This window comes from Paraburkholderia kururiensis (genome assembly GCF_034424375.1).
GTDB lineage: Bacteria > Pseudomonadota > Gammaproteobacteria > Burkholderiales > Burkholderiaceae > Paraburkholderia > Paraburkholderia kururiensis_A.
Map to the genome: position 1 here is coordinate 5,816,344 of NZ_CP139965.1, position 14,618 is coordinate 5,830,961.

Annotated in this window: 11 protein-coding genes; 9 read left to right on the forward strand and 2 right to left on the reverse strand. The window is 64.9% G+C overall.

What is annotated here, in order from left to right:
• Window positions 1-149 precede the first annotated feature (149 nt).
• The 3 genes from aceE to lpdA all read left to right on the forward strand — a co-directional run bounded on the left by aceE (window position 150) and on the right by lpdA (window position 6,646).
• On the forward strand, window positions 150-2,855 hold the full coding sequence (gene aceE / locus U0042_RS26080; RefSeq protein WP_114811451.1) for a pyruvate dehydrogenase (acetyl-transferring), homodimeric type: 2,706 nt from the start codon (window positions 150-152) through the stop codon (window positions 2,853-2,855).
• Between the two features lie 90 nt (window positions 2,856-2,945).
• Window positions 2,946-4,619: a dihydrolipoyllysine-residue acetyltransferase gene (gene aceF, locus U0042_RS26085; protein ID WP_114811452.1), complete on the forward strand. Its 1,674-nt coding sequence runs from the start codon at window positions 2,946-2,948 to the stop codon at window positions 4,617-4,619.
• 248 nt (window positions 4,620-4,867) lie between these two features.
• Entirely contained in the window at window positions 4,868-6,646 is a 1,779-nt protein-coding gene (gene lpdA / locus U0042_RS26090) for a dihydrolipoyl dehydrogenase (RefSeq protein WP_114811453.1), read from the forward strand.
• Window positions 6,647-6,885: 239 nt separating this feature from the next.
• Here lpdA and U0042_RS26095 read toward each other — a convergent pair whose 3' ends face one another.
• On the reverse strand, window positions 6,886-7,452 hold the full coding sequence (locus U0042_RS26095; protein ID WP_114811454.1) for a phasin family protein: 567 nt from the start codon (window positions 7,450-7,452) through the stop codon (window positions 6,886-6,888).
• Window positions 7,453-8,249: 797 nt separating this feature from the next.
• Here U0042_RS26095 and pbpG point away from each other — a divergent pair.
• A complete protein-coding gene (pbpG, locus tag U0042_RS26100; protein ID WP_114811455.1) occupies window positions 8,250-9,416 on the forward strand; it encodes a D-alanyl-D-alanine endopeptidase in 1,167 nt (388 codons plus the stop codon).
• A 133-nt stretch (window positions 9,417-9,549) separates the two neighbouring features.
• On the opposite strand, the gene U0042_RS26105 is transcribed toward pbpG, so the two are convergent.
• Entirely contained in the window at window positions 9,550-10,362 is an 813-nt protein-coding gene (locus U0042_RS26105; RefSeq protein WP_114811456.1) for an IclR family transcriptional regulator, read from the reverse strand.
• A gap of 201 nt (window positions 10,363-10,563) precedes the next feature.
• On the opposite strand from U0042_RS26105, the gene U0042_RS26110 reads away from it, so the two are divergent.
• The 5 genes from U0042_RS26110 (at window position 10,564) to iscR (ending at window position 14,503) form a co-directional block, all read left to right on the forward strand.
• The gene (locus U0042_RS26110) at window positions 10,564-11,295 is read left to right on the forward strand and encodes a (Fe-S)-binding protein (protein WP_114811457.1); all 732 of its coding nucleotides are present in this window, start codon (window positions 10,564-10,566) and stop codon (window positions 11,293-11,295) included.
• 9 nt (window positions 11,296-11,304) lie between these two features.
• A complete protein-coding gene (locus U0042_RS26115) occupies window positions 11,305-12,717 on the forward strand; it encodes a lactate utilization protein B (protein WP_114811458.1) in 1,413 nt (470 codons plus the stop codon).
• A 215-nt stretch (window positions 12,718-12,932) separates the two neighbouring features.
• Window positions 12,933-13,193 (forward strand): hypothetical protein, encoded by a 261-nt coding sequence (locus U0042_RS26120; protein ID WP_114811459.1) that lies wholly within the window; start codon window positions 12,933-12,935, stop codon window positions 13,191-13,193.
• 147 nt (window positions 13,194-13,340) lie between these two features.
• Window positions 13,341-13,823: a low molecular weight protein-tyrosine-phosphatase gene (locus tag U0042_RS26125; protein WP_114811460.1), complete on the forward strand. Its 483-nt coding sequence runs from the start codon at window positions 13,341-13,343 to the stop codon at window positions 13,821-13,823.
• A gap of 146 nt (window positions 13,824-13,969) precedes the next feature.
• Entirely contained in the window at window positions 13,970-14,503 is a 534-nt protein-coding gene (iscR, locus tag U0042_RS26130) for a Fe-S cluster assembly transcriptional regulator IscR (RefSeq protein WP_114811461.1), read from the forward strand.
• The last annotated feature ends 115 nt before the right edge of the window (window positions 14,504-14,618 follow it).

Consider the following 14,618-nt stretch of genomic DNA (forward strand, 5'->3'; position numbering starts at 1 on the left):
CAATTTTCCGCATTGTGAGAAACGATCTCGCTATCCAAAATTTTTGTTGCGCGGGCCCGAACGCAGTCATTACAATCGCCCGAAGCTGCGCGGCGGGGCTTACGTCCGCGTCGTCCACTCATAGCGTCCGTTACATTCAGGAGACGAGCATGTCCGCTGTACCCGACGAAGTCCTCAAATATGTTGCCGCCGACAAGGACGACGATCCCCAGGAAACCGCAGAGTGGCTCGACGCGCTCGATGGCGTGATCTCCGCGGTCGGTCCCGACCGCGCCCACTATTTGATCGAGAAGCAGATCGAATTCGCGCGCGTGCACGGCGAACACCTGCCGTTCTCGGCCAACACCCCGTACATCAACACGATTCCCGTCGCGCGCCAGGCGAAGAACCCCGGCGACCAGGACATCGAACACCGCATCCGCTCGTACACCCGCTGGAACGCCATCGCCATGGTGTTGCGCGCGGGCAAGCACACCAACGTGGGCGGCCACATCGCATCGTTCGCGTCGGCGGCCACGCTGTATGACGTCGGCTTCAACCATTTCTGGCACGCGCCCTCCGCCGAGCATGGCGGCGACCTCGTGTTCGTGCAGGGCCACTCGTCGCCGGGCGTCTACTCGCGCGCGTTCCTGCTCGGCCGTCTCACCGAAAAGCAGCTCGACAACTTCCGTCAGGAAGTGGGCGGCGAAGGCATCTCGTCCTACCCGCACCCCTGGCTGATGCCGGACTTCTGGCAGTTCCCGACCGTGTCGATGGGCCTGGGCCCGATCATGGCGATCTACCAGGCGCGCTTCATGAAGTACCTGCAGGCGCGCGGCATTGCGAAGACCGAAGGTCGCAAGGTGTGGGCGTTCCTCGGCGACGGCGAGACGGACGAGCCCGAATCGCTCGGCGCGATCGGCATGGCCGGCCGCGAACGCCTCGACAACCTCGTGTTCGTGATCAACTGCAACCTGCAGCGCCTCGACGGCCCGGTGCGCGGTAACGGCAAGATCATCCAGGAACTTGAAAGCGAGTTCCGCGGCGCGGGCTGGAACGTGATCAAGGTGATCTGGGGCAGCCGCTGGGACGCGCTCTTCGCGCGCGACAAGAGCGGTGCGCTGATGCGCCGCATGATGGAAGTCGTGGACGGCGAATACCAGACCTACAAGTCGGAGTCGGGCGCCTACGTGCGCGAGCACTTCTTCAACACGCCGGAGCTGAAGGCGCTGGTTGCCGACTGGTCCGACGACGACATCTGGAACCTGAACCGCGGCGGCCACGACCCGCACAAGATCTACGCGGCGTTCCACGAGGCGAGCCAGACGAAGGGCCAGCCCACCGTGATCCTTGCCAAGACCATCAAGGGCTACGGCATGGGCGAGGCCGGCCAGGCCATGAACATCACCCACCAGCAGAAGAAGATGCAGGTGGACCAGCTCAAGAAGTTCCGCGACCAGTTCCGCCTGCCGATCAGCGACGAACAGATCGTCGACGTGCCGTACCTCAAGTTCGAGGAAGGTTCGAAAGAACTCGAGTACATGCGTTCGCACCGTCAGGCGCTGGGCGGTTATTTGCCGGCGCGCCGCGAGAAGGCCGAATCGCTGCCGGTGCCGGCGCTCGAAGCGTTCGAGCCGCTGCTGAAGGGCACGGGCGAGGGCCGCGAAATCTCCACGACGATGGCTTTCGTGCGGATTCTCAACATCCTCCTGAAGGACAAGGCACTCGGCAAGCGCGTGGTGCCCATCGTGCCCGACGAGTCGCGCACCTTCGGCATGGAAGGCCTCTTCCGCCAGATCGGTATCTGGAACCAGGACGGCCAGAAGTACGTGCCGGAAGATTCCGACCAGCTGATGTTCTACAAGGAATCGGAAACCGGGCAGATCCTGCAGGAAGGCATCAACGAAGCCGGCGGCATGGCCGACTGGATTGCCGCCGCCACGTCGTACTCGACGCACGGCGAGATCATGGTGCCGTTCTACATCTTCTATTCGATGTTCGGCTTCCAGCGTATCGGCGACCTCGCCTGGGCTGCGGGCGACATGCGCTCGCGCGGCTTCCTGCTGGGCGGCACCGCAGGCCGCACGACGCTCAACGGCGAAGGCCTGCAGCACGAAGACGGCCACTCGCTGCTGTGGGCGGCATCGGTGCCGAACTGCGTGAGCTACGACCCGACTTTCGGTTACGAACTCGCCGTCATCATCCAGGATGGCCTGCGCCGCATGGTGCAGGAGCAGCAGGACGTGTACTACTACATCACGGTGATGAACGAGAACTACGAGCACCCGGCGATTCCGCAGGGCGCGAGCCTGCAGGACGTGGCGGCGGACATCGTCAAGGGCATGTACGCGTTCCGCAAGGCCGAAGCCGACGCCAAGGCGCCGCGCGTGCAGCTGATGGGCGCAGGCACGATCTTCAATGAAGTGATCGCCGCGGCCGACCTGCTCAAGAACGACTGGGGCGTCGCCGCCGACCTCTGGAGCGTGCCCAGCTTCACCGAACTCGCGCGCGAAGGTCACGACATCGAGCGCTGGAACCTGCTGCATCCCACCGAGCCGCGCCGCGTCTCGCACGTCGAGAAGCTGCTCAAGGACACGCAAGGTCCGGTGATCGCTTCCACCGACTACGTGCGCGCACTCGCCGACCAGATTCGCGGGCTCGTGCCGCGCCGCTACGTGGTGCTCGGCACCGACGGCTTCGGCCGTTCGGACACCCGCGAGAAGCTGCGCCACTTCTTCGAGGTGGACCGCTACTGGGTCACGGTCGCCGCGCTCAACGCGCTGGCCGACGAAGGCACGATCGATCGAAAGCGGGTGGCCGAGGCCATCGCGAAGTACGCGCTCGATCCCGCCAAACCCAACCCGATGACCGTCTAAAGCCATCACCCCCCGCGTGCCACGACGCGCGCCGCTTCCCCGCGACCGGTTCGCGGCCCGGCGGCGCGCGCGGCCCAGGAGACACCAACAATGAGTCAATCGATTGAAGTAAAGGTGCCGGATATCGGCGATTACAAGGACGTGCCTGTAATCGAGATTCTGGTGAAGGCGGGCGATACCGTCGAGAAGGAACAGTCGCTCGTGACGCTCGAGTCGGACAAGGCGACTATGGACGTGCCGAGCCCGGCCGCCGGCACCGTCAAGGACGTGCGGGTGAAGGTGGGCGATGCCGTGTCCGAAGGCTCGCTCATCATCGTGCTGGAGGGCGGCGACAGCGCGGCCGCCGCGCCGAAGGCGAACGGTGCCGCGGCACCGGCGCCTGCCGCGGCGCCTCAAGCGGCTCCCGCTCAAGCGCCAGCCTCCGCACCTGCTGCCGCAGCGGCAACGGGCGGCGTGCAGGAAGTGAAGGTGCCCGATATCGGCGACTACAAGGACGTGCCGGTCATCGAAGTGGCCGTGAAGGTGGGCGACCGCGTGGAGAAGGAGCAGTCGCTCGTCACGCTGGAATCGGACAAGGCCACCATGGACGTGCCGAGCCCCGCGGCCGGCGTCGTCAAGGAAGTCAAGGTCAAGGTGGGCGACGCGGTGTCGGAAGGCACGCTGATCGTGCTGCTCGAAGCCGAAGGCGCGGCAGCGGCTCCGCAAGCCGCGCCGGCTGCCGCGAAGGCTCCGCTCGAGGCGCCCTCGGACGCGCCGCAAGTGCCGCAACGCGCGCCGGTCGCGCAACCGTCGGCGCTTGCGCAGGCTCCGCTGATTCCGGCCGGCGAAGGCGGCGCGCGACACGCCAGCCATGCGTCGCCGTCCGTGCGCAAGTTTGCGCGCGAACTGGGCGTCGACGTCTCGCAGGTGCGCGGCACGGGTCCGAAGGGACGCATCACGCAGGAAGACATCACGGCGTTCGTGAAGGGCGTGATGACCGGCCAGCGCGCGCCGGCCGCAGCCGGTGCGCCGGCAGCGGCAGGTGGCGGCGAGCTGAATCTGCTGCCGTGGCCGAAGATCGACTTCACGAAGTTCGGCCCCGTCGATCCGAAGCCGCTCTCGCGCATCAAGAAGATTTCCGGCGCGAACCTGCACCGCAACTGGGTGATGATTCCGCACGTCACGAACAATGACGAGGCCGACATCACCGAACTGGAAGCGCTGCGCGTCCAGCTGAACAAGGAAAACGAGAAGGCGGGCGTGAAGTTCACCATGCTCGCGTTCGTGATCAAGGCCTGCGTCGCGGCACTCAAGAAGTTCCCGACCTTCAATGCGAGCCTCGACGGCGACAACCTCGTCTTCAAGCAGTACTACCACATCGGTTTTGCTGCCGACACGCCGAACGGTCTCGTCGTGCCCGTGATCCGCGACGCGGACAAGAAGGGCCTCGTCGACATCGCGAAGGAAATGAGCGAGCTTTCGAAGCTGGCGCGCGAAGGCAAGCTCAAGCCTGATCAGATGCAGGGCGGCTGCTTCTCGATCTCGTCGCTGGGCGGCATCGGCGGCACGAACTTCACGCCGATCATCAATGCGCCCGAAGTCGCCATCCTGGGACTCTCGCGTAGCGCGATGAAGCCGGTGTGGGACGGCAAGCAGTTCGTGCCGCGCCTCACGCTGCCGCTGTCGCTGTCGTACGACCATCGCGTGATCGACGGCGCCGAGGCGGCGCGCTTCAACGCGTATCTGGCATCCATCCTGGCCGATTTCCGGCGTGTGATTCTCTGATCGTCCGGCGGGGCGCCGTCCGGGCCGGACCGGGGCGTGCGGGTCGTGTCGAGCGACCCGCTCGTCTCACCTGAAGTTGTCCGGCTTGCTGCTGCGCCTGTCGTCGTGCCGCGGGCGCATTGCCAGCGGTTCAGCGACATGGCGGCCGTCGCTTCAGGCCTCGTGCCTTATGTATCACACGGCGGTTTCGCACAGCGATTTCGCGCGGCGCGCCGCCGCCACGATCTGCAAAAAAGAAGGGGACGTGAATGAGTCTCGTCGAAGTGAAAGTGCCGGATATCGGCGATTTCAAGGATGTCGACGTCATCGAGGTCAACATCAAGCCGGGTGACGTCATCGAAAAAGAGCAGTCGCTGCTCACGCTCGAGTCGGACAAGGCGTCCATGGAGGTGCCCAGCGACGTCGCGGGCACGGTCAAGGAAGTGCGCATCAAGCCGGGTGACAAGGTCTCCGAGGGGACCGTAGTCGCGCTCGTGGAAGCGGGCGATGCAGCGGCTGCCGCACCCGCGAAGCCCGCGCCGGCGGCTGCTTCCGTGCCGGCCGAGGCAGCAGCGCCCGCATCCGCGCCGAAGGCCGCCGCTGCCGCTCCGCAGGCGGGCAGCTACAGCGGCAGCGCCGATATCGAATGCGACATGCTCGTGCTGGGCGCGGGTCCCGGCGGCTATTCGGCCGCGTTCCGCTCGGCGGACCTCGGCATGAAGACTGTGCTGGTAGAGCGCTATTCCACGCTTGGCGGCGTGTGTCTGAACGTCGGCTGCATTCCGTCGAAGGCGCTGCTGCACACGGCGCTCGTGATGGACGAAGCCGAGGCACTGGCGGACCACGGCATCACGTTCGGCAAGCCGCAGATCGACCTCGACAAGTTGCGTGCGTTCAAGGCCGGCGTCGTGAAGAAGCTCACGGGCGGTCTGGCCGGCATGGCGAAGGCGCGCAAGGTCGAAGTGGTGACGGGCGTCGGTACGTTCGTCGATCCGAACCATATGGAAGTGCAGGGCGAAGCCGGCAAGAAAGTGGTCCGCTTCAAGCAGGCGATCATCGCGGCGGGCTCGCAGGCCGTGAAGCTGCCGTTCCTGCCCGACGATCCGCGTATCGTCGACTCCACGGGCGCGCTGGAACTGCCGCAGATTCCGCAGCGCATGCTGGTGATCGGCGGCGGCATCATCGGTCTGGAAATGGCGACGGTCTATTCGACGCTCGGCGCGCAGATCGACGTGGTCGAAATGCTCGACGGTCTGATGATGGGCGCGGACCGCGACCTCGTGCGCGTGTGGGAGAAGTACAGCGGCAAGCGCTTCGCGAAGCTCATGCTCAAAACGAAGACCACGAAGGCCGAGGCGAAGCCCGACGGCATCTACGTGTCGTTCGAGGGCGAGGCGGCGCCGGACGGCCCGCAGCGTTACGACCTCGTCCTGGTGGCGGTGGGACGCAGCCCGAACGGCAAGAAGATCGGCGCGGAAAAGGCCGGCGTCGCGGTGACCGAGCGCGGCTTCATCGACGTCGACAAGCAGATGCGTACCAACGTGCCGCACATCTTCGCGATCGGCGACATCGTCGGCCAGCCGATGCTCGCGCACAAGGCCGTGCACGAAGGTCACGTCGCGGCGGAAGCGGCGCACGGCGAGAAGGCGTACTTCGACGCGCTGCAGATTCCGTCGGTCGCTTACACGGACCCGGAAGTGGCGTGGGCGGGCAAGACCGAAGACCAGTGCAAGGCCGAAGGCATCAAGTATGGCAAGGCCGTGTTCCCGTGGGCGGCGTCGGGCCGCGCGATCGCCAACGGTCGCGACGAGGGCTTTACGAAGCTGATCTTCGACGAAGAGACGCATCGCGTGATCGGCGGCGGCATTGTCGGGCTGAATGCCGGCGACCTCATCAGCGAAGTTTGCCTCGCGATCGAGATGGGCGCGGACGCGACCGATATCGGTCGAACGATTCATCCGCACCCGACGCTCGGTGAGTCGATCGGCATGGCCGCGGAGCTGTACGAGGGCGTCTGTACGGATCTGCCGCCGCAGAAAAAGAAGTAAGCGGCGCACGCGCGGGCTCGCGAATGTATGGCGAGCCCGCGGTTTTTCGGCATGCTGTGCCGGATGCGAGCGCGGCTTGCCATGCAAATAGCGCGGGCAAATGAAAACGGCGCACCCTGCAAAGGGTGCGCCGTTTCTGTTTCAGCAGGCTTTCTGTCGGCAACGACGCGTACCGCGTTGCCCGTGCGACTCAGGCGTGGCCGTGCTCTCGCACGTTCACGCCTGTTTCCGCGTGTTCCTTAAACAGCCTTCTTCGCCGATGCCGAACGCGAAGCTTGCGCGGCGGCCTTCGATGCAGCAGCCGTAGCGGCGTTGAAGTTGCTTTCAGCGATCTCAACGGCTTGCTTGGTAGCCTTGTGGACGGTTTCGTACGTCGTGTTCGCGGCGGTGATGGCCGACTTGATCACGGCGACGGCGGTTTCCGAACCGGCCGGGGCGTTCTTGGCGACGTTGTCGACGAGCGACTGCACCTTGCGGTTCTGCTCTTCGTACTGGGCTTCCGCGACGCGCGCGAATTCGGCTTGCGTAGCCGAAGCGATTTCATACAGATGACGGCCGTACGACAGCACCTTTTCGGCCACCGGCTGCGTGAGGCTGGCTTGCAGCGCGAGCAGCTCTTGCGCGTCTTTCGCCGACAGCGCGCGCTGGGCGTTTTCCTGGCTTTCCGCGATGGTCGACTTCACGACCTGCAGGTTCAGCTCGACGAGCTTCTCCACGCCCTCGAACGCCTTGCCGGTCAGGCCGAACAGGGTTTCGAGGTTGGCCTTCTGCGCAGCGACGATTTGCTCGGGGGTCAGCAGACTCATGTTTTCGCTCCTGAGAACGGCCTGTCTCGTGCAGACCGTGTTGATAAGTGGCAAGACGTTGGGGACTCCGCTGCGTCGCGCAGTTTCATTTGTGCGTCGCAACATTGATCGTGATTTTAGGATACGTGCACCAAAAGTCAAGCTCTTTTTGTGCGGCGCACAACCTCAATAAATTCTCGATAAAACAGTCGGTTATGCCCGGCGCATGCCGGCCGGAGTGCCTCGTGCGGCACGGGCCGTGCACCGTCCGGGTGCGCGCCGGCGACCCGTGGCAGACCGTCGTCTGACACGGCGGAACGCGCGTAGCAACCGGCATTCCGAACTTCGGCATCGCATCCCTGGGATATATCCGGAGCGCATCAGGTAAACCGAACCGGCCGCGGAACGTTAAAGTTAAATCACGGTCGAACGCGCGTTCTGCGCGGTGCGGCTGCGACAGTCGAAAGGCCCATGCCGCGAGGCTTGCCCGCATTTTCGACACGCTCGTCTGAGCGGCCAGGCGACGCGCCACGAGGCGGCGCTCGCCAGAGCGATCGTATTTCCCCTGATCAAGAACATCCTCGAGTCTGCCGTTAAACCGGGAAAGTCTCTCATCGAGAGGTGGGGGCAACACCTGACGCGCCGGGGAACATTGCGCGGTCGATTGTTTTTCTGAATCGAGCGCGTGGTACTTATTGTGCCGGTCAATCGAACCTTACGATTCGGTTTAAGGTGCACCGATAAGTGCTTAATATTGCTAATTTTTCATGGTTTTACTACACTTGCGGAAAAATCCTGCCGCTCCTTCCAGAACACCAATGAAAACCGACTTGTTTTCGTCGCTCAAAGTGATCCACGGCGCGGCACTCAGCACCGCCCTGTCGGTTGCTGCTTCCGTGGTCATTGGTGCGGCTTTCGCCGTGCCCGCTGACGCCTTTGCGGCGTCGAGCGCCGCCATTTCCCCCTCTCACAAGGCCAAATCGGCGAAAAAGCCGGGCGTAAGCCATAAGGCGGTGGCCGGCTCTTCGAAGGCCGTGGCCAAGTCGGCCGCGGCGACCGAAGACGCCGCCCGCCCGGTGGCGAAGAAACGGCGCGTCACCTATACGATGGGCCGCCATCACGCCGTGCGCCGCGTCGCCTTCGAACCGCGTACGCCGACTGTCGGACAGGCCTTCGGCCTGCACGAAACGCCCGACGCGCTAATGCTGCGTTCGAGTGTCGCGTACGTGGTCGACCAGAACACGATGGAGCCGCTCTTCGACAAGAACTCGACCGCCGTCGTGCCCATCGCTTCCATCACGAAGCTGATGACGGCCATGGTCGTGCTCGATTCGAAAGCGCCGCTCACCGAGCAGATCGAAGTTACCGACGAAGACCGCGACTACGAGAAGAACACGGGCTCGCGTCTGGCCGTAGGCTCGGTGCTCTCGCGCGAAGACATGCTGCACATCGCGCTGATGGCCTCCGAGAACCGCGCGGCGGCCGCGCTGTCGCGTTACTACCCGGGCGGCCGTCCCGCCTTTATCGCCGCAATGAACGCGAAGGCGAAGCAACTCGGCATGACCGATACGCACTTCGAGAATTCGACGGGTCTCACAAGCCTCAACGTGTCGAGCGCGCGCGATCTCGTGAAGATGGTGAATGCGGCGTACCAGTACCCGCTGATCCGCAGGTTCTCCACCGATCGCAGCTATGAGGTGTACACGGGCCGCCGCTCGCTGGCGTACAACAGCACGAACGCGCTGGTGCGCGGTGCGAATTCGACGTGGGACATCGGCCTGCAGAAGACCGGCTTCATCAACGAAGCAGGCGAGTGCCTCGTGATGCAGGCGACTATCCATGGCCGCCCGATGATCATGGTGCTGCTCGATTCCTCGGGCAAGTACTCGCGCTTCGCCGACGCCACGCGTCTGCGCACGTGGCTCGACAATGGCGGCGATCAGCCGCACATCACGAGCGCGGACGCAGGCGGCGCAGGAACCTGATCGGCGTATCCGGCTGCCGGTTCGTTGAGTCGAACCGGACGCTACAACGAAAAAGCCCGCTTCACATGAAGCGGGCTTTTTTCATGGCCGGCGCGCTATATGTCGCCCTCTCTACGTTCCGCCAGCCGCCTGCTTACGCGGCTTGCGAACTGCCGTGCGTACTCGCCTCGGCCGCTTCGGGATGGTAGCCAAGCGCTTCCGAGATGCTCAGCGCCGTACGGCTCAGATGCGCGAGCCACGAGTCCTGCAGCCGGTCGGCCGGCGCCGAGAGCGACAGGCCGGCCACCAGCTTGCCCGTATCGTCGTAGATGCCGGCGGCAATGCAGCGCACGCCGAGTTCCAGTTCTTCGTTATCGCGCGCGCAGGCCTGCTGGCGCACGTGCATGAGTTCGCGTTCCAGTCGCGCGAGGTCCGTGATGCTGTTCTGCGTGTGGCCCGAGAGTCCCGTGCGTGTGGCATAGGCGCGCACGCGGTTGGCTTCGTCGGCGGCGAGAAACAGCTTGCCGACCGACGTGAGGTGCAGCGGCGCACGACCGCCGATGGCACGCACCACCTGCATGCCCGAGCGCTCCGAATACGCACGCTCGATATAGACGATCTCGTCGCCCTGACGAACCGACAGGTTCACCGTTTGCCCCGTGAGCCGGTGCAACTCGCGCATGGGTTGCAGCGCAGCATCGCGGACCGAGAGGCGCGCCTTCACGAGATTGCCGAGTTCGAGCAGCCGCATGCCGAGCCGATACGTGCCCGGGTCGGACCGGTCGACGAGCCGGCACGTCACCATGTCGTTGAGAATGCGGTGGGCGGTGGAGGGGTGAAGCTCGGTGCGCTGCGCGAGCTCTTTCAGGCTCACAGGGTCGCTATGCGCGGCCAGTGCATCGAGCAGGCGCATCATGCGTTCGATCACCTGGATCGAAGTCTTGGGATCCGGATTGGTGTCGCTCATTTGAACCAGGGGCGGTTGACGCGTCAAACAACGAAGTCACGATTGTATCTCGTATGGTGAAAAAATGGGCGCGTCCGAGGCGCTCGGCGCACATTCCCGCTGCGGCGCCGCATGTGCCCGCGGCTTGCCGGGATGCGCGCGAACGTTGGTCGGCGGCGCCAAAAGCCGCATAATCGAGGACGTTTTTTCTGAGGAGCGCTCATGCGAGTCGGATTGTTCGCCACCTGCCTGATCGACCTGATGCGACCCGAGATCGGTTTTTCGGTCATCAAGCTGCTCGAGCAGGCGGGCTACGAAGTGGTCGTCCCGCCGGCCCAGACGTGCTGCGGCCAGCCTGCGTACAACTCGGGCGAGCGCGGCGTGGCGCGCGACCTGGCGGAGAAGATGCTGCGCGAGTTCGAGCAGTTCGATTACGTCGTGGTGCCGTCGGGCTCGTGCGGCGGCATGATCCGCGTGCATTACGGCGATCTGCTGCGCGACGACCCCGAACTCATGAGCCGCTACGGGCGGCTGCGCGGCCGCGTATTCGAGCTCACGGACTTTCTCGTCAACGTCGCGAAGGTCGAGTTGCAGCCGGGCGCGTTCAAGGGACCTGTCACGTACCACGATTCCTGTTCGGGGTTGCGCGAGCTCGGCGTCAAGGCGCAGCCGCGCGCGCTGCTTGCGCAGCGGGGCGTCGATGTGGTCGAGATGAAGGACTGCGAGCACTGCTGCGGTTTTGGCGGCACGTTTGCCGTGAAGTACGGTGATATCTCGACCGCCATCGTCGACGAGAAGTGCGCCAACGTGCATGCGAGCGGCGCGGGCACCGTGGTGCTGGGCGACCTCGGTTGCATGCTGAACATCGAAGGCCGGCTGCGCCGCACGGGTGACACCTCGACGCGCGTGCTCCATATTGCGCAAGTGCTGGCGGGCGACGCCGGCAACGACTAAGGGGCAGGCATGCAAGTCCAGTCGATGCAATTCAAGGCGCGTGCGGGGCAGAAGCTCGCGGACGTTCGCCTCCAGCAGAACCTCACGAAGCTGTCGACCAAGTTCGTGTCGGCACGCGCTGTGGCGATGACCGATATCGACTTCCCGGCCACGCGCGCCGCGCTCAAGGAGCGCCGCAACCGCGCGCTCGAGAATCTTGACGTCTGGATCGAGACCTTCGAGCGCGAGGCCACGCGCCGCGGCGTGACCGTGCTCTATGCCGAGACGACACGGGACGCGGCGCAGCTCGTCGCCGACATCGCGCGCCGCCACGACGTGAAGAAGGTGATCAAGACGAAGTCGATGGTGTCGGAGGAAATGCGCCTGAACGAGGTGCTGGGCCAGATGGGCGTGCAGTCCATCGAGACCGACCTTGGCGAGTACATCCTTCAGATCAATCACAACGAGCCGCCCAGCCACATCATTGCGCCCGTCGTGCACAAGGACAAGGAAGAGATCGCCGACCTCTTCGCGAAGACGCACGCGCGGCCGCGCCTGACCGAGATCCCGCAGATGACGCGCGAGGCCCGCGAGGTGTTGCGTCCGCACTTCCTGTCTGCCGACATGGGCGTGACGGGCGGCAATTTCCTGATCGCGGAGACGGGATCGGTCGCGCTCGTGACCAACGAGGGCAACGAAGGCATGTGCACCGTCATGCCGCGCGTGCACGTGGCGGTGACCGGCATCGAAAAAATCCTGCCGACGCTCGAAGACTTGGCTACTGCGATGCGGCTGTTGCCGCGCTCGGCGACAGGACAGGCCATCTCGAACTACTTTTCCGTGCTGACCGGTCCGCGCGGCGCAAACGACCAGGACGGCCCCGAGCACATGTACGTCGTGCTCGTGGACGGCGGTCGCACGGGGCTCATCGGCGGCGACTTCCAGGAGATGCTGCGCTGCATTCGCTGCGGCGCCTGCATGAACCATTGCCCGGTGTACCAGAAGGTGGGCGGGCACACCTACGGCTGGGTCTACCCGGGGCCGATGGGGTCCGTGCTCACGCCGAGCTACGTGGGCCTCGACAAGGCGCTCGACCTGCCGCAGGCTGCGACGCTCTGCGGCGAGTGCAACAGCGTGTGTCCCGTGGGTATTCCGCTCTCGGACCTGCTCCGCAAGCTGCGGGAGAAGCAGGTGGAGCGGCATCTGCGTCCGTGGCGTGAGCGGGCGGGGCTGGCCGTCTGGGGCTGGCTCGCGCTGCATCCCGAGGCGTATTCGCTGTTCACGCGGCTCGCCGTTCGCGTACTGGAAAAACTGGGCGGCAAAAACCGGGCAATTGCGCGACTGCCGTTCGCAGGCGGATGGACCGACACGCGCGACATGCCGGCGCCCGTAGGCCGCACCTTCCGCGAGCTTTACGCGGCGCAGCGCAGCCACCTCGGATAGGGGCGAAACCGCGTCTGGGGTGAACCCGCGACCGCCGTGGCTGAACGCGATGACCGTTGGTGCGTTCAGCCGAAGAGTTCCGCCGCTTCGCGAGCACTGTTTATCCCGAGACAACAGAGTGTTCATTTCGGCCGGGTTTTTCCCGATTGCCCACGCTCGTATCATTTCGACTGCCGCCCGTGCGCCCCGCGGGCCACCTGTCGAGAGAGCGCATCATGAGAAAGAAAATATCGCTTTACTGGCCACTGGCCATCGTTACGCCGCTGCTCATAGCCGTCGGTGCCGCCAGTCTGGCGAGCCTGTATGGGCCGCGTGATTCGGTGTCGCGCGCTTCGCAACTGCAGCCGGGCAACGATCAGTTCGCCGCGGAACTCGCGCGTACAGTGTCGTACGGTCTGGTGGACAGCGAAGCGCCTGTTGCCGCGAAGACGAGCGAGCGGGCGGGCGCCGCGCTCGGTTCGTCGCAGGCACTCTGAACGCGTGGCAAGCTCGTCTTGTGTTGCGTCGCTGTCCTCGCGCGCGGCCGCTGCGGCCCGTGCGTCGGGCTGCGGGCGCGATCGGGCGGGCCTTTGTATAATCGCCGGTCAGCTTTCCTTCGCCGCTCGCGCGCGCCGCTTTTTCCGATGAACACGGTCTCGATCTGTTTCGTCTGCCTGGGGAACATCTGCCGTTCCCCTACCGCCGAGGGCGTGATGCGGCATCTGGTGAACGAGGCGGGACTCCACGAGCGGATCCATATCGACTCGGCCGGCACGGGCGACTGGCACATCGGCGAAGCGCCGGACCCGCGGGCGCAGCGTGCCGCTGGCGCACGCGGTTACGACCTGTCGGCGCTGCGCGGCCGCCAGATCGCCCAGGCGGATTTCGAGCGGTTCGACTTGGTGCTCGCCATGGACGAGGCGAACGTGGCGGCACTGCGCAGCGTGTGTCCGCCGGCTTTGCGCGACAAGATCCGGCTGCTGATGGGGTTTGCGTCGCCGGCTGCGTCACTCGAGGTATCCGACCCGTATTTTGGTGGGGCGGAAGGTTTCGAAGCGGTTCTGGATCAGTGCGAAGCTGCCTGTGCCGGCCTGTTGGCGGTGCTGCGCAAGCGTCTGGCGGCGTGATGCAAAACGGGCAGTTGCAGTTTTGCTTCCTTTTTGCCCCTTTCGGGGCGTTCCGATAACCCGAATCATGTCATGGATACTTGACTAAAAGAGTCATGTATTTATACTTGACGAAAATTGTCGAGAATTGCGGTTCCCCATACATCATGAGACTCACCACGAAAGGCCGTTTCGCCGTCACGGCGATGATCGACCTGGCGTTGCGCCAGGAGCAGGGCCCGGTGACGCTGGCCGGTATCAGCCAGCGCCAGCACATCTCGCCGTCCTACCTCGAACAGCTGTTCGGCAAGTTGCGCCGTCATGAAATCGTCGAGTCCGTGCGCGGACCGGGCGGCGGCTACAATCTTGCCCGCCGTGCCGAGGACGTGACCGTGGCCGACATCATCATCGCAGTCGACGAGCCGCTCGACGCCACCCAGTGCGGCGGCAAGGGCACGTGCGACGGCACGAAGCAGCTCGACGGCCACTGCATGACCCACGAGCTGTGGTCCACGCTGAACCAGAAAATGGTCGAGTACCTGGACTCGGTGTCGCTCAAGGATCTCGTCGACCAGCAGCGGACGCGCGAAGGCGCTGCCGCCTCGGTGCTGCGCGATCGCCGTACCGAGGCCAAGCCGGTCGAGCCCGTGCGGGCCACGCCGAAGGGACCGAACTCCATCTTCAACATGGCGAGTTCCTGAGCCTTGCCGCGCGCCTCGTGCGAAGCGGCGAGCGCGTCCGCTTCGTCGGTTTGGCCGGTCTGGCCAAGAGGCGCCGCGGGCCGGAGCATGCAAGCAACACACCGATTTCCCGGAG

Coding starts and splice junctions, on each gene's coding strand:
- U0042_RS26125 (WP_114811460.1), top strand. CDS start 13,341: ATGAACACGGTCTCGATCTGTTTCGTCTGCCTGGGGAACATCTGCCGT.
- U0042_RS26110 (WP_114811457.1), top strand. CDS start 10,564: ATGCGAGTCGGATTGTTCGCCACCTGCCTGATCGACCTGATGCGACCC.
- U0042_RS26120 (WP_114811459.1), top strand. CDS start 12,933: ATGAGAAAGAAAATATCGCTTTACTGGCCACTGGCCATCGTTACGCCG.
- U0042_RS26115 (WP_114811458.1), top strand. CDS start 11,305: ATGCAAGTCCAGTCGATGCAATTCAAGGCGCGTGCGGGGCAGAAGCTC.
- lpdA (WP_114811453.1), top strand. CDS start 4,868: ATGAGTCTCGTCGAAGTGAAAGTGCCGGATATCGGCGATTTCAAGGAT.
- aceE (WP_114811451.1), top strand. CDS start 150: ATGTCCGCTGTACCCGACGAAGTCCTCAAATATGTTGCCGCCGACAAG.
- pbpG (WP_114811455.1), top strand. CDS start 8,250: ATGAAAACCGACTTGTTTTCGTCGCTCAAAGTGATCCACGGCGCGGCA.
- iscR (WP_114811461.1), top strand. CDS start 13,970: ATGAGACTCACCACGAAAGGCCGTTTCGCCGTCACGGCGATGATCGAC.
- aceF (WP_114811452.1), top strand. CDS start 2,946: ATGAGTCAATCGATTGAAGTAAAGGTGCCGGATATCGGCGATTACAAG.
- U0042_RS26105 (WP_114811456.1), bottom strand. CDS start 10,362: ATGAGCGACACCAATCCGGATCCCAAGACTTCGATCCAGGTGATCGAA.
- U0042_RS26095 (WP_114811454.1), bottom strand. CDS start 7,452: ATGAGTCTGCTGACCCCCGAGCAAATCGTCGCTGCGCAGAAGGCCAAC.